Source organism: Streptomyces sp. NPDC058864 (genome assembly GCF_042742985.1).
Lineage (GTDB): Bacteria > Actinomycetota > Actinomycetes > Streptomycetales > Streptomycetaceae > Actinacidiphila.
The window spans coordinates 42789-66086 of record NZ_JBHYMQ010000048.1; the positions used below are offsets into that span (position 1 = coordinate 42789).

Genomic DNA, 23298 nt, shown 5'->3' on the forward strand with positions numbered 1-23298 from the left:
GATACGAATCCTCGACCACCGGCCGTGACGCCACCCCTGTCGCGGTCGGTCGCGTGGCCGGCTGACCCCGGCGTGCACCTCCACCATCCGGGGGGATCGGAACCCGATCCGGGCCGTCGCGGCCGGACGGGCATGGAGAAAGGCACAGCACCATGACCTCGACGCAGGTCGAGCAGTACGAATCCGGCGGCGGCGCCACGGGGGCGTCTCCGGAAGAGGGCTACCAGCGCGGACTCAGCGCCCGCCAGGTCCAGATGATCGCCATCGGCGGCGCCATCGGCACCGGCCTGTTCTACGGGTCCGGCAAGGGCATCGCCGCCATCGGGCCCAGCCTGATCGCCTGCTACGCCGGCGCCGGCATCGTGATCTTCTTCATCATGCGGGCCCTCGGCGAACTCCTCACCTACCGCCCCACCTCCGGCAGCTTCGCCGACTACGCCCGCGAGTTCTTCGGGCCGTTCGCCGGCTTCGCCACGGGCTGGTCGTACTGGGCCCTGTGGGTCACCGCCTGCATGTCCGAGGTCACCGTCGCGGGCGCCTACATCAACTTCTGGTGGCCGTCGGTGCCGGTCTGGTCCACCGCGGCGGTCGCCCTCGTCGTGCTCTTCGTCGCCAACCTCGTCTCGGTCAAGATCTTCGGCGAGCTGGAGTTCTGGTTCTCCACGATCAAGGTCACCGCGATCATCGCGATGATCGTCATCGGTGTCGGCATCCTGACCTTCGGCTTCTCCTCCGCCGGCGACACCGCCTCCGTCACCCACCTGTGGACCGACGGCGGCTTCGCCCCCAACGGCGCCTGGCAGGCCATGCTCGCCATGCAGGGCGTGATCTTCGCCTACCTCGGCGTCGAACTCGTCGGCATCACCGCCGGCGAGGCGGAGAACCCCAAGCAGACCCTGCGCAAGGCGATCAACACCCTCCCGGTCCGCATCGGCATCTTCTACGTCGGCACGCTGATCGTCCTGCTGTCCGTCTTCTCCTGGACCAAGTACGACCCGGGAGTCAGCCCCTTCGTCCAGGTCTTCGTCCAGGTCGGCATCCCCGGCGCCGCCGGGATCATGAACTTCGTCGTCCTCACCGCCGCCCTGTCCTCCTGCAACTCCGGCATCTACTCCACCGGACGCATGCTGCGCGGCCTGGCCGTCAACGGCGAGGCCCCCAAGACCGTGGCGAAGCTCAGCGACCGGCAACTCCCGCTGCCCGCACTCGTCATGTCCACCCTCGTCATGGGCATCGGCGTGATCGTCAACGTCGTCTCCCCGGACAAGGCGTTCGTCTACATCACCTCCGTCGCGACCTGCGCCGGCCTGTGGACCTGGATCATGATCCTCGCCGCGCACCTGCGGTACCGCGCCAAGGTCCGCGCCGGCCTGCTGCCCGCCTCCGACTTCCGCATGCCGGGCGCCCCGGTCACCAACTGGATCGGCATCGCGGCGCTGCTCTTCGTCGTCGTCCTGATGGCGACCGACGCCGACACCCGCCTCGGCCTGTACGTCTGGCTCGTCTGGTCGGCCCTGCTGTGCACCGGCTACCTCGCCCTCAAGCGGCGCACCCCCGCCGACCCCGCCCCGGCCCTCGCGCAGGAGTAGCCCCCGGGACCCCCGTCCCCGCCCGCGGCCGCCGTACGCCCCCCGTACGGCGGCCGCCGCCCTCGCAACGGGTGCCGTGCACGCACCCCTTTATCCTGACGACCATGCTGACCATCACCCGTGCCCTGCACGACGCACTCGTCGCCCACGCGCGCGCCGACCACCCGGACGAGGCCTGCGGCGTGATCGCGGGACCGGCCGGCAGCGGCCGGCCCGAACGGCACATCCCGATGCTCAACGCGGCCCGCTCGCCCACGTTCTACGAGTTCGACTCCACCGATCTGCTCAAGCTCTACCGCGAACTCGACGACCGCGACGAGGAGCCGGTGGTCATCTACCACTCCCACACCGCCACCGAGGCCTACCCCTCGCGCACCGACATCTCCTACGCCAACGAGCCCGGCGCCCACTACGTGCTGGTCTCCACCGCCGACACCGACGACGCCGGCCCCTTCCAGTTCCGCTCGTTCCGCATCCTGGACGGCGAGGTCACCGAGGAGCCCGTCGAGATCGTCGACGCGTACATCTGAGACGGCACGGTCCGCATCCTGGGACATCCGTCTCTGGGGCCCCGGGGGAATCGATACGATGACCCCATGGTTTCCCTCGACGTGAGCGACAAGGCGCCGGGCACGCTGCTCGTGGCGCGGCTGCACGTCGACCTGTGCCGCCTCGCCAGCGCGGCATGTCCGTGCGCCTGAGCACCGTCAGCCCGCGCCACCCCGCCTTCCCGCCGTACTCACGCACCCCTTGGAGCCGACGCATGGCCATCGAGGTCCGCATCCCGACCATCCTCCGCACCTACACCGACGGCGCCAAGGCCGTCGACGGCAGCGGCAGCACCCTCGACGAACTCCTCGCCGACCTCGACACCCGCCACGCCGGCATCCGCGAGCGCATCGTCGACGCCGGTGAGCTGCGGCGCTTCGTCAACGTCTACCTCAACGACGAGGACGTCCGCTTCCTCGACGGCATCGCCACCAAGCTCACCGACGGCGACAGCGTGACGATCCTCCCGGCCGTCGCGGGCGGAATGCGCTGATGCGATACGACAGCCCGCTGGCAGCCGTCGGCAACACCCCGCTGGTACGGCTGCCGCGCCTGTCCCCCTCCACCGAGGTCTCCGTCTGGGCCAAGCTGGAGGACCGCAACCCCACGGGCTCCGTCAAGGACCGCCCGGCCCTGCACATGATCGAGCAGGCCGAACGCGCCGGACGCCTCACCCCCGGCTGCACGATCCTCGAACCCACCTCCGGCAACACCGGCATCTCGCTCGCCATGGCCGCCAAACTCAAGGGCTACCGCATGGTCTGCGTCATGCCCGAGAACACCTCGTCCGAGCGGCGCGAACTGCTCACGATGTGGGGCGCCGAGATCATCCCCTCCCCGGCCGCCGGCGGCTCCAACACCGCCGTCCGCGTCGCCAAGGAACTCGCCGCCGAGCACCCCGACTGGGTGATGCTCTACCAGTACGGCAACCCGGACAACGCCGGCGCCCACTACGCCACGACCGGTCCCGAGATCCTCGCCGACCTCCCCTCCGTCACCCACTTCGTCGCCGGCCTCGGCACCACCGGCACCCTCATGGGCGTCGGCCGCTACCTGCGCGAGAAGGTCCCCGGCGTGCAGATCGTCGCCGCCGAGCCCCGCTACGACGACCTCGTCTACGGACTGCGCAACCTCGACGAGGGCTTCATCCCCGAGCTGTACGACGAGTCCGTCCTCACCACCCGCTTCTCCGTCGGCTCCGAGGACGCCGTCCGCCGCACCCGCGAACTGCTCCAGCAGGAGGGCATATTCGCCGGCGTCTCCACCGGAGCCGCCCTGCACGCCGCCCTCGGCGTGGCCCGCAAGGCCGAACGCGCCGGAGAACGCGCCGACATCGTGTTCGTCGTCGCGGACGGCGGCTGGAAGTACCTGTCGACCGGCATCTACACCGCCGAGTCCACCGAGGCGGCCGTCGCCGCCCTGCACGGCCAGCTCTGGGCCTGATCCTCCGCCCACGGCGCCCTCGCCCCGCCGGACCTCCGGCGACGAGGGCGCCGTACTGGTGATTCCGCCCACAACGGAGCTCCGCGGAGGAGCACGCACCCGCCGTGCGCCTTACGCTCAAGAGCACATGGCGGGTCGCTCCCGCCCCTCCCCCCTCCCCCTGCGGAGCGGGGGCGTCGTGGCGCGCCAACGCAAGACCCCCGGAACAATCCACGGAGGTTTCTGCACATGAAGCTCACCGTCGTCGGCTGCTCGGGTTCGTTCCCGTCCGCGGAATCGGCCTGCTCGAGCTACCTCATCGAGGCCGACGGCTTCAGGCTGCTCCTCGACATGGGCAACGGTGCCCTCGGCGAGCTGCAGCGCCACTGCGGTCTCTACGACCTCGACGCCATCCTGCTGAGCCATCTGCACGCGGACCACTGCATCGACATGTGCGGGTACTTCGTCGCGCGCTACTACCGGCACGAGGGCGGTCCCGCCCACGCCATCCCCGTCTACGGTCCCGAGGGCACCGAGCGGCGGCTGGCCAGCGCGTACGGGGACGTGCCCGACGAGAAGTGCATGAGCGAGGTCTTCGACTTCCGCACCCTCGAACCCGGCACCTTCCGCCTCGGCCCCTTCACTATCACCGCGGACGTCGTCAGCCACCCCGTCGAGGCGTACGGCTTCCGTGTCGAGCACGGCGGTCGCGCCATCACCTATTCGGGTGACACCGGTCCCTGTGACGCGCTGCAGACCCTCACCGAGGGCACCGACCTCTTCCTGTGCGAGGCCTCCTTCACGCACGGCAAGGAGGACATCCCCGATCTGCACCTCAACGGCCGCGAGGCCGGCCAGTACGCTGACCGCGCGGGCGCCGGGCGCCTCGTCCTCACCCACATCCCGCCGTGGACCGACCCGCAGACCGCCCTCGAGCACGCCCGCGAGGTCTACGACGGCCCGGTCGAGGTGGCGAAGGCCGGCGCGGTCTACGAGGTCTGACCGCCCCCGCCCCCCCACGCCCTCCCCGAGCAGCACGAAGCCCCCGGAACCAGGTGGTTCCGGGGGCTTCGGCGTACGGCGGGGAGGCTACGCCCTACGCCTTGACGAGGTCCTCGTTCTCCTCCTCGGGCTCGCGGCCCGGAGTGGGGAGGTTGAACTTGGTGATCGCGAAGCGGAAGACCACGTAGTAGATCACCGAGAAGACGAGTCCGATCGGGATGATCAGCCACGGCTTGGTCGACAGGTTCCAGTTCAGCAGGTAGTCGATGCCGCCTGCCGAGAAGGTGAAGCCGGCATGGACGCCGAAAGCCCAGGTCACCGCCATGGAGACGGCCGTCAGCACCGCGTGGATCGCGTACAGCAGCGGCGCGATGAACATGAAGGAGAACTCGATCGGCTCGGTGACGCCGGTGACGAAGGAGGTCAGCGCGAGCGAGAGCATCATGCCCGTGACGGCCTTGCGGCGCTCGGGGCGGGCCGTGTGGGCGATGGCCAGGGCGGCGGCCGGGAGACCGAACATCATGATCGGGAAGAAGCCGGTCATGAACTGTCCGGCGTGCGGGTCGCCGGCGAAGAACCGGGTCAGGTCGCCGTGGACGACGGCGCCGGAGGAGTTGGTGAAGTCACCCAGCTGGAACCAGGCCACCGAGTTCACGAACTGGTGCATGCCGATCGGGATCAGCGCACGGTTGATCAGACCGAACAGCGCGGCGCCGAAGGAGCCGAGGCTGGTCATCCACTCGCCGAAGTCGCTGATGACCTCGCCGATGGGCTCCCAGACCAGACCGAAGAAGACACCGACCAGGACCCCCGCGAAGGCCATGATGATCGGCACCAGCCGGCGGCCGTTGAAGAAGCCCAGCCAGTCCACCAGCCGCTTGCGGTGGTACCGCTGCCACAGGACGGCGGACAGCAGGCCCATGATGATGCCGCCGAGGACGCCGGGGTTGTTGTACGTCGCGGCGACGTCCGCGCCCGCCTGGACCTTGGCCTCGGTGACCGGGAAGGCCTTGAGGACGTTGCTGTAGACCAGGAAGCCGACCAGCGCCGCGAGCGCGGTCGAACCGTCCGCCTTCTTGGCGAAGCCGATCGCCACGCCGATGCAGAACAGCAGCGGCAGGTTGTCGAACACGGCGCCGCCGGCGGTGGCGAACACCGAGGCGACCTTGTCCCAGCCGAGGCCGTCCGCGCCGAAGACGTCGGGCTGGCCGAGACGGAGCAGAAGGCCCGCCGCCGGCAGGACGGCGATCGGCAGCTGCAGGCTGCGGCCGACCTTCTGCAGGCCCTGGAAAAGGCCGGAGCCCCGCTTCTTCGCTGCGGGGGCCGCCGATGCGGTGGCGGTAGTCATGGGGGGTCCTCCTGGTCTAAACCACCGAGTGGTGTAGACCAGTATTAACATGTAAGCAACGCGTCAAGGAAAGCCTCCTCAGGTGTGGTCTAGACCACAATCCCGAGCGTGGTGCCTCGGCTACGCCTTGACGTTGTCCCGTTCCATCCCCTCCGCGATCTCCTCCGGTTCGCGCCCCGGCGTCGCCAGGTCGAACCTGGTGATCACGAAGCGGAAGAGCGCGTAGTACACCGCCGCGAAGGCCAGCCCGATCGGGACGATCAGCCATGGCTTCGTCGCGAGGTTCCAGTTGATGACGTAGTCGATCAGCCCCGCCGAGAACGTGAAGCCGTCGTGCACCCCCAGGCCCCACGTCACCGCCATGGACACCCCGGTCAGCACCGCGTGGATCGCGTACAACGCCGGCGCGATGAAGAGGAACGAGTACTCGATCGGCTCGGTGATGCCCGTCACGAACGAGGTCAGCGCCACCGACAGCATCAGGCCCCCCACCTCCTTGCGGCGGGACGGGCGGGCGCAGTGCGTGATCGCCAGCGCGGCGGCCGGCAGGGCGAACATCATGATCGGGAAGAACCCCGAGGTGAACTGCCCGGCCGTCGGGTCGCCCTGCAGGAAGCGGTTGATGTCGCCGTGCACCACCGTCCCGTCCGGCTTGGTGAAGCTGCCGAACTGGAACCACACGAAGACGTTGAGGAACTGGTGCAGCCCCACCGTCAGCAGCGCCCGGTTCGCCACGCCGAAGATGCCCGCCCCGTACGAGCCCAGGTCCGTGAGCCACTGGCTGAACGAGGTGAGCCCCGCACCGATCGGCGGCCAGACGAACACGCACAGCACCGCGAAGACGATCGCGACGAACGCCATGACGATCGGCACCAGCCGGCGCCCGTTGAAGAAGCCCAGCCAGTCCACCAGCTTCGTGCGGTGGTAGCGCTGCCAGAAGAAGGCGGTCAGCAGCCCGATCACGATCCCGCCGAACACCCCCGGGTTCTGGTACGCGGCCGGGGCCGCCGCCGCGGGCGTCCCCGGCGGGATGCACGCCCCGCTGATGGTGCTCGTCGCCAGGAAGGCCGTCCCCTTCGGGCAGTCCTGCGGGAACTGGTGCAGCACCCCGTAGTAGACGAGGAAGCCCGCCACCGCCGCCAGCGCCGTCGAGCCGTCCGCCTTCTTCGCCATCCCGATGGCGACACCCACCGCGAACAGCAGCGGCAGCCCCAGCGAACCGTCCAGCAGCGCGCCGCCCGCGCCGTCGAACACCTTCGCCACCGCGTCCCAGCCCAGGCCCTGGGGGCCGAAGACGTCGTCCTGGCCCAGCCGGTTGAGGATGCCCGCCGCCGGCAGCACCGCGATCGGCAACTGCAGGCTGCGCCCCATCTTCTGCAGCCCCTGGAACAGCACGGAACCCCACGTCCGGCTCGGACGCGGGGCGGCCGCGGCGGCGTCCGAACCCATGGGAGCACCTCCCGGCAGGTAATGTGGTGTAGACCAGTTGCGGCGCGGCTGGGACACACATGCATCCCCGCAAAACCGGTCCACCACTGCATTACGGTGTGAAATCGGACCGAACGGCCGAGACCAACCAGGAGTACAGATGGCCAGCAAGGCAGAGAAGATCGTCGCCGGGCTCGGCGGACTCGACAACATCGAAGAGGTCGAGGGCTGCATCACCCGTCTCCGCACCGAGGTCAAGGACCCCTCGCTCGTCGACGAGGCCGCGCTCAAGGCCGCCGGAGCCCACGGCGTCGTCAAGATGGGCACCGCGATCCAGGTCGTCATCGGCACCGACGCCGACCCCATCGCCGCCGACATCGAGGACATGATGTGACCCGGCACTGACCGCCGGACCACCCCCACCTCACCCGCAAGGGGCCCGTTCCCGGACCGGCACGGGCCCCGGGCCGCGCTACGACTAGGCTCGACGCCATGTCTCGTATCGACGGCCGCACCCCCGAAGAGCTCCGCCCCGTCACCATCCAGCGCGGCTGGAGCAAGCACGCCGAAGGATCCGTCCTCGTCTCCTTCGGCGACACCAAGGTCCTCTGCACCGCCTCCGTCACCGAGGGCGTCCCCCGCTGGCGCAAGGGCAGCGGCGAAGGCTGGGTCACCGCCGAGTACGCCATGCTGCCCCGCTCCACCAACACCCGCGGCGACCGCGAGTCCGTACGCGGCAAGATCGGCGGCCGCACCCACGAGATCTCCCGCCTCATCGGCCGCTCCCTGCGCGCCGTCATCGACTACAAGGCACTCGGGGAGAACACCGTCGTCCTCGACTGCGACGTCCTCCAGGCCGACGGCGGCACCCGCACCGCCGCCATCACCGGTGCCTACGTCGCCCTCGCCGACGCCGTCACCTGGATGCACGGCCGCAAGCTCGTCCGCGCCAAGGCCCAGCCCCTCAGCGGCACCGTCAGCGCCGTCAGCGTCGGCATCATCGACGGCGTCCCCATGCTCGACCTCTGCTACGAGGAGGACGTCCGCGCCGAGACCGACATGAACGTCGTCTGCACCGGCGACGGCCGCTTCGTCGAGGTCCAGGGCACCGCCGAGGGCCAGCCCTTCGACCGCAAGGAACTCAACAACCTCCTCGACCTCGCCGTCGCCGGCTGCGCCGAACTCGACGCGCTCCAGCGCGCCGCCCTCGCCGAACTCGAACAGATCGCCAAGAGCTGACAAAGAGAAGGTCTGGAAAGCGCAACCTGAGGACGGCGTGGTGCGTATGTAAAGGTATGCACCCACGCACCCGCCGCCTCGCGGCGCTCGCCACCGCGGCCGCCCTCGGCACCACCGTCCTCATCGGCTGCAGCGCCGTCGACGCCGTCGACAAGGCCCTCGACTGCGCCAACGTCGCAGCCCAGGTCGCCACCGACGTCCAGAACCTGCAGGACGCCGTCAACAACGCCGGCAACAGCCCCCAGGACGCCGCCAACGCCCTCGACCAGATCGCCGACGACCTCGCCGACCTCGGCGACAAGACCGGCAACGCCGACGTCAACACCGCCGTCAGCGACCTCCAGAAGGCCGTCGAGAACGCACAGAAGGCCGCCGAGAACGGCGACGTCCCCGACATCACCCCCGTCGCCGACGCCGCATCCGAACTCTCCAAGGTCTGCACCCCCGGCTGACGGGATAATCGGACCATGCCGCACACCCGCCTGGTCCTCGCCACCCGCAACGCCCACAAGGTCGCCGAACTCCACGCCATCCTGGCCGACGCCGGACTCGGCGTGGAGCTCGTCGGCGCCGACGCCTACCCCGAAGTCCCCGACGTCCGCGAGACCGGCGTCACCTTCGCCGAGAACGCCCTCCTCAAGGCCCACGCACTCGCCCGGGCCACCGGCCTCCCCGCCGTCGCCGACGACTCCGGCCTCTGCGTCGACGTCCTCGGCGGCGCCCCCGGCATCTTCTCCGCCCGCTGGGCCGGCAAGCACGGCGAGGACCGCGCCAACCTCGAACTCCTCCTCGCCCAGCTCTCCGACATCGACACCCCCCACCGCGCCGCCCACTTCATGTGCGCCGCCGCCCTCGCCCTCCCCGACGGCACCGAACGCGTCGTCGAGGGCCGCCTCCTCGGCACCCTCCGCTTCGAACCGCACGGCACCAACGGCTTCGGCTACGACCCGATCCTCCAGCCGCTCGGCGAGTCCCGGACCTGCGCCGAACTCACCGTGGAGGAGAAGAACGCGATCAGCCACCGCGGCCAGGCCTTCCGGGCGCTGGTGCCGGTGGTGCGGGAACTGGTGGGGTGAGTGCGTAAGGTTGTGGCCTGCGTATCCATTCCTTGGATTCGCAGGCCACGAGTGGTGCGGCGGAAGGGATTCGAACCCTCAAGCCCGATCAAGGGCCACAGATCCTAAGTCTGCCGCGTCGCCGTTGCGCCACCGCCGCTAGCCGCCACCCATGGTAACGGGTGGCGGCTGCGGGATCGCATACGGTTTACCGGCTCGGTGTGCGTCTGCCCCCTCGGCACCATGTGTCGGTGACCGCATGGCAGTTCGGGCAGAGCAGGCGCAGGTTCTCCGCCCTGTCATCCAGCCGGTCGCCGTTGATGTGATCCACTTCCAGCGTCATCGGCCTGCCGTGCCAGCTTTCGCCGGTGCCGCATTGCGCGCACCGGGAGGGTGTGCCGATTTCTGCGAGGGCCCTCCGCAGGAGTACGGCCTTGGTGCGGTAGCCGTCGGTGCGGGCGACCAGGATGGCTGCCGCGGGCTTTTTGGCCTTGCGCCCGTTCCTGTTGCCGTGTGCCTGTCCCAGGAAGTGGCCGGTGTCCAGTCCGTCCTCGGTCAGCCACGCGCGCAGCATCGCGCGGGTGCGGGTGTTGTCGGGCCGGTGAAGTCGGCGGAGGGTCTCGGCCACGGAAATGGAGCGGGTCACCGCCGTGCGGAGTTCCGCGGGCGTGGGGCGGGGGCGTTTGTGTCCTCTGCCGGAAGTGGGCCTGCGGAAATGGGAGATGTCGACGCCGAAATCATCGAACCGCTTCTCCAAGTAGCGGTGCAGCTTTCCGTAGGGGGTTCTGCCGAGGAATGCCACGACCTCCTTCATGGAGTGGCACTGTGCCGCTGCCGCCTCGAGTAGTTCGCGGGTGTACGGGGTCCCGGCGCTCAACGGCCCACGCCCCGGTCGCGCCCTTTGCCCCGGCCCCGGTAGGTGTCCGTCGTCGCGTGGCAGTTGGGGCACAGCAGGCGGAGATTGGCCAGGCGGTTGTCCCGCCAGTCGCCGTCGAGGTGGTCGACCTCCAGGGGCAGCGGCCGGCCGCACCACACGGGCTCGGTTCCGCAGAGCGCGCAGCGTTCGGCGATGCCCCGGGTCAGCATCGCCCGCTTGAGGCGGTCACTGTGCACCCGGCGCGCTGAGCCCGCTTCCTGCCTGACCAGGATCTCGTCGTGCCGCCGACTCGTGCCACGCGGCCTGGTGACGAAATGCGAGGTGTCGATGCCGAATCCGCGAACGCGGCGGCTGATGTGGGTGTGCTGGCCCCCGACGGCTTCCACTCCCAGGTGGCGCAGTACTTCGTACATGTTGGTCGATACCGCGACCGCGTCGGCGAGGAGTTCACGGGTCCAGCGGCCGCCTTCGCGTTCGAAGTGCGAGGCGTCCACGCCCAGCCGTCTCATCCGGTCCTGGATGTACCGCCGCGTGGAACTGCGCGGATCGAGACCGAGCTTGGTCAAGGCCTCGGACAGCGTCCTTGACGACGACGCCGCTTCGGCCAGCACCTCACGGGTGTAGGGGCTTGCGGGCACTGATATCCCCCCATGCGATCGTGTGTTGCACTTTCGCACGTTTTAATGACCCGCTCGTACGACGGTTACGCCGACCGGGATACGCCGAAGGGCGCCCGGCGTGTCATGCCGGGCGCCCTTCGGCGGGGGTGGGGAGGCTACGCGTCCTTGAGGGCCTGGCGCTGGTGGCCGAGGCCGTCGATCTCGAGCTCGACGACGTCGCCGGCCCGGAGGTAGGGCTTGGGCTCGGGGCGGCCGAGGGCGACGCCGGCCGGGGTGCCGGTGTTGATGACGTCGCCGGGGTAGAGGGTCATGAACTGGCTGACGTAACGGACGACTTCGGCGACCGGGAAGATCTGCTCGGCCGTGGTGCCGTCCTGCTTGAGGTCGCCGTTGACCCACAGCCGCAGGCCCAGCGCCTGGGGGTCGGGGACCTCGTCGGCGGTGACGAGCCAGGGGCCGAGGGGGTTGAAGGTCTCGCAGTTCTTGCCCTTGTCCCACTGGCCGCCGCGCTCGATCTGGAAGGCGCGTTCGGACACGTCGTGGGAGACGGCGTAGCCGGCCACGGCGGCGAGGGCCTCCGCCTCGTCGGCGGCGTAGCGCAGTTCGCGGCCGATGACGACGGCGAGTTCGACCTCCCAGTCGGTCTTGAGGCTGCCGCGGGGGACGAGGACGGTGTCGTCGGGGCCGACGACGGTGTCGGGGGCCTTCATGAAGAGGATGGGCTCTTCGGGGACGGCGGCGCCGGTCTCGCGGGCGTGGTCGTGGTAGTTGAGGCCGATGCAGACGATCTTGCCGATGCGGGCGAGCGGGGGGCCCGTGCGCAGGTCGGCGGGGTCGAGGGCGGGGAGGGTGCCGTCGGCGGCCGCGGTGCGGATGCGGGTGAGGGTGTCCGCGTCGGCGAGCAGGGGGCCGTCGATGTCGGGGGTGAGGGCGGTGAGGTCGCGCAGGGTGCCGTCCTGGTCGAGCAGGGCCGGGCGTTCGGCTCCGGCGGGGCCGACTCGCAGCAGCTTCACAAGACTCTCCGGGTGTGGTCGGGGGTGGCGTTGGTCATGTCCGTGGTCGTGTTCCTGGTCATGTCCGATGGGGGCGGTCATCGGAGGTCTTGGTTGATCCTCCAGCGGCGGGGGTGGCGTCCGCAACCCCTTGACCATGGTGTGGACGGTGGAGCCAGGCGCGTTCGGCGGCGGTCCAGGCGGTCGAGGTGGCGATGTAGAGCCCGGCGGCCGGGGGGACGATCGCGGCGGTGATCAGGGTGCCGAAGGAGAGCAGGGGGAGGTGCTTGGCGAGGCCCTCGGCGTCGGGGGCGGTCTTGCGGGCGCGGCGGTAGGACCAGTAGGCGACGGCGGCGACCGTGACGAGGACCGCGGCGTGCAGGGCGCCGGTCCGGGCGTCGGCGATCTCGGCGGTGGAGGAGGCGTGGTAGAGGACGAAGAAGGCGGGGAGCTGGAGGAGGGTCGGCAGGATGCCGGCGAAGGGGGAGGCGCCTTCGCCGGTGTAGAGGCGGGTGAGGGCGCGCTGGAGTTCCTGCGGGTCGTGCGCGTGCTTGCGGCGCAGTTCGGCGACGCGTGGGGCGAGGGCGGCGCGGGCCTTCTCGCCGCGGGCGGCGGCGCGGGCGAGGGGGTGGAGGGCGAGGCGTACGAGGAGGGTGACGAGGACGATCGCGGCGGCGGGTGCGGCCGCGCGTCCGGTGAGGGGGGTGAGGGTGTCGGTGAGGGCGAGCAGGGCGTGCGTGAACACGGACATGGGGGTGGGACCCTCCGCGGGTGTCGTCGTGCCGGTGGGCTGGGCGCGGCGTGACGGGGCGCGGTGGGGCAGCGGGTGCCGGGGTGCGGTGGCGGTGGTGTTGCCCCTAGGCGGCCGTCGGGAGGGGGCGGCCGGGGGCCCTGGGGCGTGGGCGGCCGGAGGCGTCGGGGTCGCGCTGGGGGAGGAAGGCGGTGCGGCGTTCCCGGTCGCGCAGCGCGGTGCGGACGCGTCCGCGGGGGACGGGGGGTGCGGTGGCCGCGAGGCGGAGGGCGCTGCCGAGCAGGAGGGCGAGCGCGGCGGTGGTCGCGGCGGCGGCGACGGTGGCGGTGAGGCCGGTGTGGGTGAGCAGGAGCCCGGTGAGCAGGAGCAGGAGCGCGGCGCCGTGCAGGCGTGTGGCTGCGGCGGTGCTGCGTGCGGTGCTGCGGATCACGGGGGCTGCTCCTTCCGTTCGTTCCGGAGGGGATGACGTACGGGGGGTCAGCGTGGTTCCGCGGCGGCGAGTCCGCCCCAGACGACGAGGCGGTGGGTGGAGGTGAACTCGGGGGTGCAGGTGGTGAGGGTGATGTAGCGGCCGGGGCCGGTCATGTGCCGGCGGGGGTGGACGGTGCTGTGGGGGACGGGTGCGATGACGGTGCCGTCGGAGGGGGTGGTGCGGGGGACGGTCTGCTGGACGACGTAGGTGTAGCGGGTGGTGGCGGTCTCGACGACGAGGGTGTCGCCGGGGCGGAGCCGGTCGATGCGGCGGAAGGGTTCGCCGTGGGTGTTGCGGTGGCCGGCGAGGGCGAAGTTGCCGGGCTGTCCCGGCTGGGCGGTGTGCGGGTAGTGGCCGGCGTATCCGTGGTTGAGGACCTTGGCGCGGCTGATGCCTTCCGCGATGGGGGCGGTGACGCCGATGCGGGGGATGCGGAGGACGGCGTAGGTCTGGGAGGGCCGCGGGGTGGCGGTGCGGGTGGCGGTTCGGGTGCCGCCGGTGGGTGGCCGGCTCCTGGGGGCGGGGCGGCCGGCGGCCGCGGATTGGTCCGATGTCTCGGGGGTGGGTGTGCCGGGGGTTCCGGCGCGGTCCCATTGCCGTTCGAGGGTGTTCACCCGGTCCGTGGCGGCGGCGTGTGCCCGCAGGTTGGTCCACCACAGCTGGTGGGCGACGAGCAGCAGCAGGACGGCGCCGAGGGTGAGGGCGGCTTCGCCGGCGCCCCACAGCGCGCGTCCCTGCCAGCGCGGCGGGGCGGGGGTGCGGGTGGGCATGCCGGCACGGTAGATGACGCCGCGTCAGATTCCCAGGGTCGCGGCCCCGCCCGTCTCCCGGCTACCCCGCGAGGAGCCGGGAGACGGTGTAGATGACCAGGCCCGCCAGGGCGCCCACGACGGTGCCGTTGATCCGGATGAACTGCAGGTCGCGCCCGACGTTGGCCTCGATCTTGCGGGTGGTCTGCTCGGGGTCCCAGCCGGCGATGGTGTCGGTGATCAGCGCGGTGATCTCGTCGCGGTAGGTGGTGACCACGTACGTGGCGGCGTCCTCCAGCCAGCCGTCGATCTTGGCGGTCAGCCGGGGGTCCTCCGTCATCCGCGCGCCCAGCGACAGCAGCGAGGCCCGGGCGCGCAGCCGCAGCTCGCTGCGCTCGTCCTCGGCGGCGGCGACGATCATGCCGCGGACCGAGCCCCACGCGGACTCGATGAGGTCCTGGACCTCGTTGCGGGCGATCAGGTCCTTCTTGAGCCGCTCGACGCGGGCCCGGGTGTCCGGGTCGGACTGCAGCTCGCCGGCGAAGTCGGCCAGGAAGCGGTCGATCGCCCCGCGGGCGGGGTGCTCGGGCATGTCCCGCATCTCTGCGGTGAAGCGCACGAGTTCCTTGTAGACGCGTTCGCCGACCCGGCGGTCCACGAAGCGCGGGGTCCAGCCGGGGGCGCCCTCCTGGACGGCGTGCATCACCGAGTCGGCGTGCTCGACCAGCCAGTCGTGCGCCCGGACGCAGACCAGGTCGACCACCCTCCGGTGCCCGCCGTCGGCGACCACGCGCTCGAGCATCTTCCCCATGCCAGGGGCGATCTCCTGGGCGTCGGCGCGGCGGGTGATGGCCTCGCCGACCACGGCCTGGACGTCGGAGTCGCGCAGCACGGTCAGGGCGCCGCGCAGCGCGGCCGCGCCCTGTTCGGTGACGCGGTCGGCGTGCTCGGGGTGTTCCAGCCAGGCGCCGAGCCGCCGGGCGATGCCGACCTTGCGCAGCCGCGTGCGGACGACCTGCGGGGAGAGGAAGTTCTCGCCGACGAAGTCGCCGAGGGTGCGGCCGAGCGCGTCCTTCTTCGTGGGGATGATCGCGGTGTGCGGGATGGGCAGGCCGAGCGGTCTGCGGAACAGCGCGGTCACCGCGAACCAGTCGGCGAGCGCGCCGACCATGCCCGCCTCGGCGGCGGCCGCGACGTAGCCGGACCATCCGCCGGCCCCCGCCGACTCGGCCCACTTGGCCAGCGCGTAGACGGCCGTGGCCACCAGCAGCAGGCCGGTGGCGATCACCTTCATGCGTCGTACGCCGCGTCGCCGGCCCTCGTCGGCGGGGCTGTACGAGAACACCGGAGTCGGGTCTTGGTCCGTTCCGGTCACCGGAGCCGTTTCCATCCGCCGCATCCACTCCTTCCGCGTATCGTCCACACCACACTCATCGAGTGGAACGCACAACTGGTTCCCGGCGTCCGACAATGCAGACGGGCAGGCCCGACGCCTCCATGGGATCATGGCGGCAGCGGATCGCGCCGGTTTCCCGCCCTTTGATCCCAGGAGTGAAGCACCGCATGGCCAGATCGACGGGTTATGCACTGCTCGCCGGAATTGTCGCGCTCGTCGTGGTCATCTCCGCCGCGATCTTCGTCACCGCCAGCAGCAGCGACTTCGCCGGCCGGTCAGGGAGGTCCGTGGCGGCGGCCGGACTGCCCGGCGTCCCCAACCAGGCCGCGCCCGCGGCTTCCGGTACCTGGGTGGGCACCTGGTCGACGTCCCCGGCCGGGGGTGAGCCGAACGTGCCGGACGGCTACGCGGGGTGGTCGATCCGCAACGTGGTGCACACCAGCGTCGGCGGCACCTCGGCGCGCATCCACCTCTCCAACCTCTTCGGCCGGACGCCGCTGCTGGTCGGCCGGGCGACGGTCGCCGTCGCGGCGGCACCGGGGTCGCCCGCCGCGGCGCGCGGCACGATGCGCTCGCTGACCTTCGGCGGGCGGACGTCGGTGCGGATCCCCGCGGGCGGCGACCTCGTCAGCGATCCCGTGCAACTGGCGGTTCCGCAGGCGGCGGACCTGCTGGTGACGATCTACACCCCGCGGGCCTCGGGGCCGGTGACGTACCACCCGTGGGCGCGGCAGACCTCGTTCATGGCGTACGGCGAGCGTGCCGCGCGGACCGACGGCGCCGCGTACACCACGCGGACCCCGTACTGGCGTTACGTGACGGGGGTGGACGTCTTCACGCGGCAGGCGACCGGGTCGGTGGTGCTGTTCGGCGACTCGATCACGGACGGCATCACCTCCACCCCGGGGGCGAACCACCGCTGGCCGGACCGTCTGGCGGCGCGGCTGCGCGGTGCCGGCGACAGCGGGTTGCGGCTCGGCGTCCTCAACCAGGGGATCAGCGGCAACCGGGTGTTGCGCGACGGCGAGGACGGCAGCAATCCCAGCGGCGTGAGCCGCCTCGAACGCGACGCGCTCTCCCAGCCCGGCGTCCGCACGCTCGTCGTCGAGCTGGGCATCAACGACGTGATGCGGCCGCCGCAGCGGACCGGCGCGCAGGAGATCCTCTCCGGACTGCAGGAGATCGTTGCGCGCGCCCACGAGCGCGGGCTGCGGGTGCTGGGCGCCACGCTGACCCCGTGCGCGGGACGCGCGGGCTTCAGCACGCACACCGAGGCGGTGCGGCAGCAGGTGAACGCCGCGATCCGGGCGGGCACGGTGTTCGACGAGGTGATCGACTTCGACCGGGCGCTGCGGGACCCGAACCGTCCCAGCGCGCTGCTGCCCGCCTACGACTCCGGCGACCACCTGCACCCCAGTGACGCCGGCTATCTGCGGATGGCGGAGACTGTGCAGTTGTCGCTGCTCAAGGGCGGCGCGGCGGCCAAGGTGTGACGAGTACGGACGGACGGCGACACCCATGACGGACCACGCGGGCGGGCTGACCGGCTACGCCGAGCACTTCGGCGAGCCCGAGGGCTACCTGGACTTCGCCCGTTACGGCCCGCCCTCGCGGGACGTCCTGGACGCCACGGCGGCCGCCCTGGCGGCGTCGGCGGAGGCCGACCACACCACCGTCAACGACCTGATGCTGGCCGAGCCCCGGGCGCGGGCCGCGGCGGGCCGGCTGGCGGGCACGGACACCGGGCACGTGGGGCTGCTGCCCAACGCCTCCACCGGGATCTTCCACGCCGCTTTCGGCGTGCCCGGCGGTGCCGTCCTGGTGCCGTCGGCGGACTTCCCCGCCAACCACTACCCGTGGCGGCGCACGGCCGCCCTGGGCCGGGCGGTGCCGCGCTGGCTGGACGGCGCGCCGACGCCGGACGCGGTGCGCGAGGCGCTCACGGACGACGTGGTGGCGGTCTCGGTCAGCGCGGTGGACTTCCGCACCGGCTACCGGGCCGACCTCGCGGCGCTGCGCGAGGTCGTCGGGGACCGGCTGCTCGTGGTCGACGCGATGCAGGCGTTCGGCGTCGTCGAGCTGCCGTGGCAGGCGGCGGACGTGGTCGTGGCCGGCGGCCAGAAGTGGCTGCGGGCCAGCTGGGCGACCGGGTTCGCGGCGCTGTCGGACCGGGCCCTGGAGCGGCTGGAGCCCACGCTGACGGGGTGGACCGGGGTCGAGGACGTCGCCGTCTTCGACGACACCGAGCACCCGGTCGCGCCGGACGCGCTGCGCTGGAGCATCACCAATCTGAGCCCCGTGACGGCGGCGGCCTTCGCGGCGGCGCTGGAGCTGGTCGAGGGCGTCGGGGTGGCCGCGATCGAGGGGCACGTCGCGCGCCGGGTCGACGAGCTGATCGACGTGGTCCGTTCGGCCGGCGGGGAGGTGCTGTCCCCGGTGGCGCGCGCCGAGCGTGCGGGCATCGTGTCCTTCGCGGTGCCGGACGTGGACCCGGCCCGGATCGCCAAGGCGCTCCACGAGCACGGGGTGACCCCGTCGGTGCGGGCGGACTCCGTCCGGCTGTCGGCGCACGCGTCGACCACCGCGGGCGCGGTGGAGCGGGTGCGCGCGGCGCTGGCCTCGCTGCGCTGACCTTCCGGGGCGGGACCGCCTTGCCCGGCCCGCGTCCCGCGGCCGCGTGACGTCACGCGGGGGCGGTGCTGCTCGCGGCGTACATGCGGGCGATGACGTCCTCGATGGCGGGTTCGCGCACCGACAGGTCGACGACGCCGTGCCGGGCGGCGAGCTCGGCGACCAGGGGTGCCGCGCTGGCGGCCGCGGGGAAGGCGATCCACTGCCGGGCGCCTTCGACGCGTTCGCAGCGGGCGCCCGGGAGTTCCACCGGTGGCAGCTCGCGTTCGAAGTCGACGACGAGGGTGCGCTCGCTGTCGCCGGCGGCGTGCAGTCCGTCGAGGCCGCCGTCGTACACCAGGCGGCCGTGGTCGATGACCATGACGCGGCCGCACAACTGCTCGATGTCGGTGAGGTCGTGGGTGGTGAGCAGCACGGTGGTGCCCTGCTCGGTGTTGACGGCCCGCAGGAACGCGCGGACCTTCGCCTTGCTGACGACGTCGAGCCCGATGGTCGGCTCGTCGAGGTAGAGCACCTCGGGGTCGTGCAGGAGCGCCGCGGCGATGTCGCCGCGCATGCGCTGGCCGAGCGAGAGCTGCCGTACGGGGACGTCCAGGAGCGGCGCGAGGTCGAGCAGGGCGACGCAGCGGTCGAGGTTGCGGCGGTAGCGGGCGGTGTCGATGCGGTACATGCGGCGCACGAGTTCGTAGGAGTCGCGCAGCGGCAGGTCCCACCACAAGGTGGTGCGCTGCCCGAAGACGACGCCGATGCGGCGGGCGAGCCTGGTGCGTTCGCGGGAGGGGTCGATGCCGGCGACGCGCAGCCGGCCGCCGCTGGGGGTGAGGATGCCCGTGAGCATTTTGACGGTGGTGGACTTGCCGGCGCCGTTGGGCCCGATGTAGCCGACCACCTGGCCGGCGGGGACGGTGAAGGTGATGCCGTCCACGGCGCGCACCTGCCGGCGCTCCCTGCGCAGCAGGCCGGTGCGGCGGCGCACGTCGAAGACCTTCTCGACGCGGTCGAGTTCGATGAGGGCGGTCATGTCGGGCATCAGCTCCCGGTGCTCCGGTACGAACGAAGGCCCGCCCGCCAGGCGGCGCCGGCCAGGGCGCAGCAGGCGACGGCGACCAGGGGCGGGGCGAAGTCCACCCAGCCGGGCAGGCCAAGGGGGTCCCGGCGGCCCAGGATGCGCAGCGCGGGCAGCCAGTTGACGAAGGCGAGCGGCACCACGAAGGTGACGCCGCGCACGAGTTCCTTCGCGAACACCGTCGGCGGGTACTGCAGCAGGGTGGCACCGCCGTAGGTGAAGGAGTTCTGCACCTCCGAGGCGTCGCCGGCCCAGAACTGGAAGGCCGCGCCGGCGACGAAGACCGCGCCGAAGATCCCGGCGCCGCTGAGCACCATCACCGGCAGCAGCACCAGGTCAAGGGCGGTCCAGTGCAGGTCCAGACGGCTCACGGACCAGCCCAGGACGAGCAGTCCCTGGACGATGCGGCCGATCCGGCGCAGCGCGAAGCGGTCGGCGGCGACCTGGGCCAGGACGGGCACGGGCCGCACCAGGAGGGTGTCGAGTGTGCCGTCGCGGACCCGGCCGCCGAGCCGTTCCATGCTCCCCAGGGCGAGGTCGGCGAGGCCGAAGGCGGTGCCGGCGGTGCCGTAGAGGAAGGCGACCTCGGGCAGGGAGAAGCCGCCGAGCCGGTCGACCTGGGAGAACATCAGCAGGATCGCGAGGAAGTCCAGCCCGGTGGCGGCGAAGTTGACGGCCACGGTCATCACGAACGACGCCCGGTACGTCAGGGCCGAGCGGGTCCACATCCACACGATCAGCCCGTAGGCGCGCAGTGCCTCAGCCACCCTGGACCACCACCTTGCGGGTGGCCGCGGACTGCAGCAGCCGTCCTGCGCCGAGCAGGAGCACCGCCCAGGCGGCCTGGAAGGCCAGGGCGGCGGCGAGGCCGGCGCCGGTGTGCCGGCCGAGCAGGATGTCGGCGGGGACCTGCAGCAGCGCCGACCAGGGCAGCCGCAGGGCGATCGCGGCGAGGTCGCCGGGGAAGGCGTTGAGGGGCAGCAGCATGCCGGAGAAGAAGAGCGTGGTCAGGCCGGAGACGGCGACGATCCCGGTGCCGTCCATGAGCCAGAAGACGCTGAGGACGACGAGGTAGCGCAGGGCGAAGCTGACGACGACCCCGAGGGCGACCGACAGCAGGAAGCAGGCCCACGTGGCGGGGGAGGCGGGGAGGGCGAGGTCGAAGGCGAGGGCGCCGCAGGCCATGGGCACCGCGCCGCGGGCGAGCAGCTGGTAGCCGGCCCGGCCGAGGTCGGCGGCGAGCCACCAGGCCTGCAGGTCGGCGGGGCGGTGCAGGTCGACGGCGATGTCGCCGCTGCGGACGCGTTCGATCAGTTCGTCCTGGAACCCGCCGCCCATGAGGGAGGACGTCGCGAACAGCGCCTGGCCGATCCAGACGTACGTCAACGCCATGGACTGGTCGTAGCCCCCGAGGTGGGGCCGTTCGTGCCAGAGGGCGATGTAGGTGTATGCCGTGATGAAGCCGAAGACGGTGTTGGTGAAGACACCGGCCGCGGTGGCCACCCGGTACGTGGCGTGGCGCCGGAAGCCGCTCGCCGCCACGGTCGCGTACAGGTGCATGGTCCCTCCTCCCGGTGTGGGGAACGGGTCCGCCCGTTCGCGCGCAAGCGCCCGACCTTACTCGCGGTGACAGCCGGGTGCCACGGAGTTTTCACCCGGCGGGGTGGAGGGCGTCACGCTTTCGGCCTGTCACAGGCTTGTCACGGATGCACAGCGATGACCCCTTTTGTCCTGATGGTGGGAGAGTGTCCGCCGGGTCGTACGGCACGATTGACCCAAGATGTTCCCGCCGCGGCACAACCCTCGGCGGCCGCGGAGGAGTCAGTACAGACATGAGCAGCAGCAACGCTTCGCCCGGCGGCTGGGAGAACCGGCCCTCCGGCAAGAAGCCGAAGCGCACCGGTGCCCGCCGACTGATCCCGAGCTGGCGCGCGGTGCTCGGCACGTTCCTGTTGGTCGTGCTGGCGTGCGCGGGGGCGTTCATCATCGGCTACCAGCTGGTCGACATCCCCAAGGCGAACGCGGGCGCGGTCGCGCAGAGCAACGTCTACCTGTACTCCGACGGCAGCCAGCTGGTCCGTGACGGCGCGGTCAACCGCGAGAACGTGGGCCTGGCCCAGGTGTCCGAGGTCGCCCAGCACGCCACCCTCGCCGCCGAGGACCGCAACTTCTACCACGAGTCCGCGGTCAGTCCGAAGGCGATGCTGCGCGCGGGGTGGAACACGGTCACCGGCAAGGGCAAGCAGTCCGGTTCGACGATCACCCAGCAGTACGTCAAGAACTACTACCTCAACCAGGAGCAGACGGCGGTCCGCAAGGCCAAGGAGTTCTTCATCGCGATCAAGCTGGACCGCGAGAAGACCAAGGAGGAGATCCTCGAGGGGTACCTCAACACCAGCTACTACGGCCGCAACGCCTACGGCATCCAGGCCGCCGCCCAGGCCTACTTCGGCAAGGACGCCGACGAACTCGACGCCGCCGAGGGCGCGTACCTGGCGACCCTGCTCAACGCGCCCAGCGAGTACGACATCGTGGCCCACCCGGAGAACAAGGCCAAGGCCGAGGCCCGCTGGGACTACGTGCTGGACGGCATGGTCAAGGAGGGCTGGCTGAGCCAGGGCGAGCGCGCCGGGCTGGAGTTCCCGAAGCCGCACAAGGCCAAGGCCGCCACCGGGATGTCCGGCCAGCGCGGCTACCTCCTCGAGGCCGTCAAGGACTACCTGTACGGGGCGAAGATCCTGGACGAGGAGACGCTGCGCTCCGGCGGTTACCGCATCACCACCACCATCGACCGCAAGAAGGAGAAGGCCTTCGTCGAGGCGGCCGAGGAGCAGCTGCTCGACAAGCTCAAGCCGAAGGTGCACAAGGCCGACAAGTACGTGCGGGTCGGCGGGGCGTCCATCGACCCGGCCAGCGGCAACGTCGTCGCGATGTACGGCGGCGTCGACTTCACCAAGCAGTTCGTCAACAACGCGACCCGCTCCGACTACCAGGTGGGCTCCACCTTCAAGCCGTTCATCTTCGCCTCCGCCGTGCAGAACGACTCCACCACCCAGAGCGGCCGGCGCATCACCCCGTACACCGTCTACGACGGCCGGAACAAGCGCGAGGTCATCGGGCCCGACGGCCCCACCGGCTACGCCCCGGCGAACGAGGACGACGTCTCCTACGGGTCGATCACGGTGACCAACGCCATGGACAAGTCCGTGAACTCGGTCTACGCCCAGATGGCGCAGGACGTCGGCCCGGGCAAGGTCAACGACACGGTGCGCGCGCTGGGCATGCCGGAGAAGGTGAAGCTGGTGACCAGCCCGGCGATGGCGCTCGGCACGATGACGGCGAGCCCGCTGGACATGGCGCAGACCTACGCGACGCTCGCCAACCACGGCCGGTACGTGCCGTACACCATGGTGCTGAAGATCACCAAGAACGGGCAGGAGGTGCAGCTGCCCACCCGCCGGCCCACGCAGGCGATCCACCGCGAGGCCGCCGACACCACGACCTCCATCCTGCGCTCGGTGGTCCGGGGCGGCACCGCCACCGCCGCGCAGGCCGCGGGCCGGCCCGCCGCGGGCAAGACCGGCACGATGGAGGAGGACAAGGCGGCCTGGTTCGCCGGCTACACCCCGGACCTGGCCACCGTCGTCGCCGTCATGGGGCAGGACTCCCAGACCGGCGCCCAGAAGAAGCTGTACGGCACCACGGGGCTGTCCCGCGTCAACGGTGGCGGCTACCCCACGCAGATCTGGGCCCAGTACACGGCCGACGCCCTGAAGGGGAAGCCGGCGAAGAACTTCAAGCTGCGGCTGGAGCCGGGGGCCCAGGCCCCGCCGGCCACCACCGCCCCGCCGGCCAGTTCCGCCCCGCCGGCCACCACGGCCCCGCCGACCGTGACGGCCCCGCCGGAGTCCTCCGAGCCGCCCGGCACGGAGGAGCCGCCCGCCAGTGAGGAGCCGACCGGCCCCAGCGGTCCGCCCAGCCCCGGCGAGGACGGCGGCACCGAGACCGGCGGGCTGCCCATCGGCGGCCTCGACGGCGATCCGGGCGGCGGGGACGACTTCCCGTAGGCCCCGTGGGTACGGACCGGGCGCCGCCGGGGACTTGCCCGGCGG

25 protein-coding genes and 1 tRNA gene are annotated in these 23298 nt (G+C 71.5%); 13 read left to right on the plus strand and 13 right to left on the minus strand.

Annotated features, from left to right (window positions below; translation table 11 throughout):
* Positions 1 to 152: 152 nt before the first annotated feature.
* The 6 genes from ACFW3D_RS29140 to ACFW3D_RS29165 all read left to right on the plus strand — a co-directional run bounded on the left by ACFW3D_RS29140 (position 153) and on the right by ACFW3D_RS29165 (position 4562).
* Positions 153 to 1589, plus strand: a complete 1437-nt coding sequence (locus ACFW3D_RS29140) for an amino acid permease (RefSeq protein ID WP_500508896.1) — start codon at positions 153 to 155, stop codon at positions 1587 to 1589.
* A 104-nt stretch (positions 1590 to 1693) separates the two neighbouring features.
* Positions 1694 to 2119 (plus strand): M67 family metallopeptidase, encoded by a 426-nt coding sequence (locus ACFW3D_RS29145; RefSeq protein WP_500508898.1) that lies wholly within the window; start codon positions 1694 to 1696, stop codon positions 2117 to 2119.
* A 66-nt stretch (positions 2120 to 2185) separates the two neighbouring features.
* Positions 2186 to 2290 carry a putative leader peptide gene (locus ACFW3D_RS29150; protein WP_322975702.1) on the plus strand — a complete coding sequence of 35 codons (105 nt, stop codon included), beginning with the start codon at positions 2186 to 2188 and terminating at the stop codon, positions 2288 to 2290.
* Positions 2291 to 2352: 62 nt separating this feature from the next.
* On the plus strand, positions 2353 to 2631 hold the full coding sequence (locus tag ACFW3D_RS29155; RefSeq protein WP_500508900.1) for a MoaD/ThiS family protein: 279 nt from the start codon (positions 2353 to 2355) through the stop codon (positions 2629 to 2631).
* Positions 2631 to 3581 carry a PLP-dependent cysteine synthase family protein gene (locus tag ACFW3D_RS29160; RefSeq protein WP_500508902.1) on the plus strand — a complete coding sequence of 317 codons (951 nt, stop codon included), beginning with the start codon at positions 2631 to 2633 and terminating at the stop codon, positions 3579 to 3581. Before ACFW3D_RS29155 ends, ACFW3D_RS29160 begins: the two co-directional genes overlap by 1 nt.
* 228 nt (positions 3582 to 3809) lie before the next feature.
* Positions 3810 to 4562 (plus strand): MBL fold metallo-hydrolase, encoded by a 753-nt coding sequence (locus ACFW3D_RS29165; protein WP_500508904.1) that lies wholly within the window; start codon positions 3810 to 3812, stop codon positions 4560 to 4562.
* Positions 4563 to 4656: 94 nt separating this feature from the next.
* Here ACFW3D_RS29165 and ACFW3D_RS29170 read toward each other — a convergent pair whose 3' ends face one another.
* Positions 4657 to 5910, minus strand: a complete 1254-nt coding sequence (locus tag ACFW3D_RS29170; protein WP_500508906.1) for a PTS transporter subunit EIIC — start codon at positions 5908 to 5910, stop codon at positions 4657 to 4659.
* Positions 5911 to 6030: 120 nt separating this feature from the next.
* Positions 6031 to 7359 (minus strand): PTS transporter subunit EIIC, encoded by a 1329-nt coding sequence (locus tag ACFW3D_RS29175; RefSeq protein WP_500508907.1) that lies wholly within the window; start codon positions 7357 to 7359, stop codon positions 6031 to 6033.
* A gap of 139 nt (positions 7360 to 7498) precedes the next feature.
* Between ACFW3D_RS29175 and ACFW3D_RS29180 the strand changes: the two genes are divergently transcribed.
* The 4 genes from ACFW3D_RS29180 (at position 7499) to rdgB (ending at position 9653) form a co-directional block, all read left to right on the plus strand.
* Entirely contained in the window at positions 7499 to 7732 is a 234-nt protein-coding gene (locus ACFW3D_RS29180) for a PTS sugar transporter subunit IIB (protein WP_499599268.1), read from the plus strand.
* Positions 7733 to 7830: 98 nt separating this feature from the next.
* Positions 7831 to 8577 carry a ribonuclease PH gene (gene rph, locus ACFW3D_RS29185; protein ID WP_500508909.1) on the plus strand — a complete coding sequence of 249 codons (747 nt, stop codon included), beginning with the start codon at positions 7831 to 7833 and terminating at the stop codon, positions 8575 to 8577.
* Between the two features lie 56 nt (positions 8578 to 8633).
* Positions 8634 to 9029, plus strand: coding sequence for a hypothetical protein (locus ACFW3D_RS29190; protein ID WP_500508910.1), 396 nt, complete (start codon positions 8634 to 8636; stop codon positions 9027 to 9029).
* 15 nt (positions 9030 to 9044) lie between these two features.
* Positions 9045 to 9653 carry an RdgB/HAM1 family non-canonical purine NTP pyrophosphatase gene (gene rdgB / locus ACFW3D_RS29195; protein WP_500508913.1) on the plus strand — a complete coding sequence of 203 codons (609 nt, stop codon included), beginning with the start codon at positions 9045 to 9047 and terminating at the stop codon, positions 9651 to 9653.
* A gap of 52 nt (positions 9654 to 9705) precedes the next feature.
* Here the strand turns inward: rdgB and ACFW3D_RS29200 are convergent.
* The 8 genes from ACFW3D_RS29200 to ACFW3D_RS29235 form a co-directional block, all read right to left on the minus strand.
* Positions 9706 to 9792: transfer RNA gene (locus ACFW3D_RS29200), tRNA-Leu, on the minus strand.
* A 48-nt stretch (positions 9793 to 9840) separates the two neighbouring features.
* The gene (locus ACFW3D_RS29205; protein ID WP_500508914.1) at positions 9841 to 10509 is read right to left on the minus strand and encodes an HNH endonuclease signature motif containing protein; all 669 of its coding nucleotides are present in this window, start codon (positions 10507 to 10509) and stop codon (positions 9841 to 9843) included.
* Entirely contained in the window at positions 10506 to 11147 is a 642-nt protein-coding gene (locus ACFW3D_RS29210; protein ID WP_500508916.1) for an HNH endonuclease signature motif containing protein, read from the minus strand. Before ACFW3D_RS29210 ends, ACFW3D_RS29205 begins: the two co-directional genes overlap by 4 nt.
* A gap of 137 nt (positions 11148 to 11284) precedes the next feature.
* A complete protein-coding gene (locus ACFW3D_RS29215; protein ID WP_500508918.1) occupies positions 11285 to 12142 on the minus strand; it encodes a fumarylacetoacetate hydrolase family protein in 858 nt (285 codons plus the stop codon).
* A gap of 58 nt (positions 12143 to 12200) precedes the next feature.
* A complete protein-coding gene (locus ACFW3D_RS29220; protein WP_500508921.1) occupies positions 12201 to 12872 on the minus strand; it encodes a YidC/Oxa1 family membrane protein insertase in 672 nt (223 codons plus the stop codon).
* A 106-nt stretch (positions 12873 to 12978) separates the two neighbouring features.
* Positions 12979 to 13302, minus strand: coding sequence for a DUF6412 domain-containing protein (locus ACFW3D_RS29225; protein WP_500508923.1), 324 nt, complete (start codon positions 13300 to 13302; stop codon positions 12979 to 12981).
* Between the two features lie 47 nt (positions 13303 to 13349).
* The gene (locus ACFW3D_RS29230; RefSeq protein ID WP_500508925.1) at positions 13350 to 14114 is read right to left on the minus strand and encodes a class E sortase; all 765 of its coding nucleotides are present in this window, start codon (positions 14112 to 14114) and stop codon (positions 13350 to 13352) included.
* A gap of 61 nt (positions 14115 to 14175) precedes the next feature.
* The gene (locus tag ACFW3D_RS29235) at positions 14176 to 15483 is read right to left on the minus strand and encodes a DUF445 domain-containing protein (RefSeq protein WP_500508927.1); all 1308 of its coding nucleotides are present in this window, start codon (positions 15481 to 15483) and stop codon (positions 14176 to 14178) included.
* Between the two features lie 173 nt (positions 15484 to 15656).
* Here ACFW3D_RS29235 and ACFW3D_RS29240 point away from each other — a divergent pair, with 173 nt between their 5' ends.
* Positions 15657 to 16982, plus strand: a complete 1326-nt coding sequence (locus ACFW3D_RS29240; RefSeq protein WP_500508929.1) for an SGNH/GDSL hydrolase family protein — start codon at positions 15657 to 15659, stop codon at positions 16980 to 16982.
* A 25-nt stretch (positions 16983 to 17007) separates the two neighbouring features.
* Positions 17008 to 18120 carry an aminotransferase class V-fold PLP-dependent enzyme gene (locus ACFW3D_RS29245; RefSeq protein ID WP_500508932.1) on the plus strand — a complete coding sequence of 371 codons (1113 nt, stop codon included), beginning with the start codon at positions 17008 to 17010 and terminating at the stop codon, positions 18118 to 18120.
* Positions 18121 to 18172: 52 nt separating this feature from the next.
* Here ACFW3D_RS29245 and ACFW3D_RS29250 read toward each other — a convergent pair whose 3' ends face one another.
* Genes ACFW3D_RS29250 through ACFW3D_RS29260 form a run of 3 tightly spaced genes read right to left on the minus strand, consistent with a single transcriptional unit; the run spans position 18173 to position 20746 of the window.
* A complete protein-coding gene (locus ACFW3D_RS29250) occupies positions 18173 to 19150 on the minus strand; it encodes an ABC transporter ATP-binding protein (RefSeq protein ID WP_500508934.1) in 978 nt (325 codons plus the stop codon).
* On the minus strand, positions 19150 to 19953 hold the full coding sequence (locus ACFW3D_RS29255; RefSeq protein WP_500508936.1) for an ABC transporter permease: 804 nt from the start codon (positions 19951 to 19953) through the stop codon (positions 19150 to 19152). Before ACFW3D_RS29255 ends, ACFW3D_RS29250 begins: the two co-directional genes overlap by 1 nt.
* On the minus strand, positions 19946 to 20746 hold the full coding sequence (locus tag ACFW3D_RS29260; protein ID WP_500508938.1) for an ABC transporter permease: 801 nt from the start codon (positions 20744 to 20746) through the stop codon (positions 19946 to 19948). Before ACFW3D_RS29260 ends, ACFW3D_RS29255 begins: the two co-directional genes overlap by 8 nt.
* Positions 20747 to 21018: 272 nt before the next feature.
* Between ACFW3D_RS29260 and ACFW3D_RS29265 the strand changes: the two genes are divergently transcribed.
* Positions 21019 to 23253 carry a transglycosylase domain-containing protein gene (locus tag ACFW3D_RS29265; protein WP_500508941.1) on the plus strand — a complete coding sequence of 745 codons (2235 nt, stop codon included), beginning with the start codon at positions 21019 to 21021 and terminating at the stop codon, positions 23251 to 23253.
* The last annotated feature ends 45 nt before the right edge of the window (positions 23254 to 23298 follow it).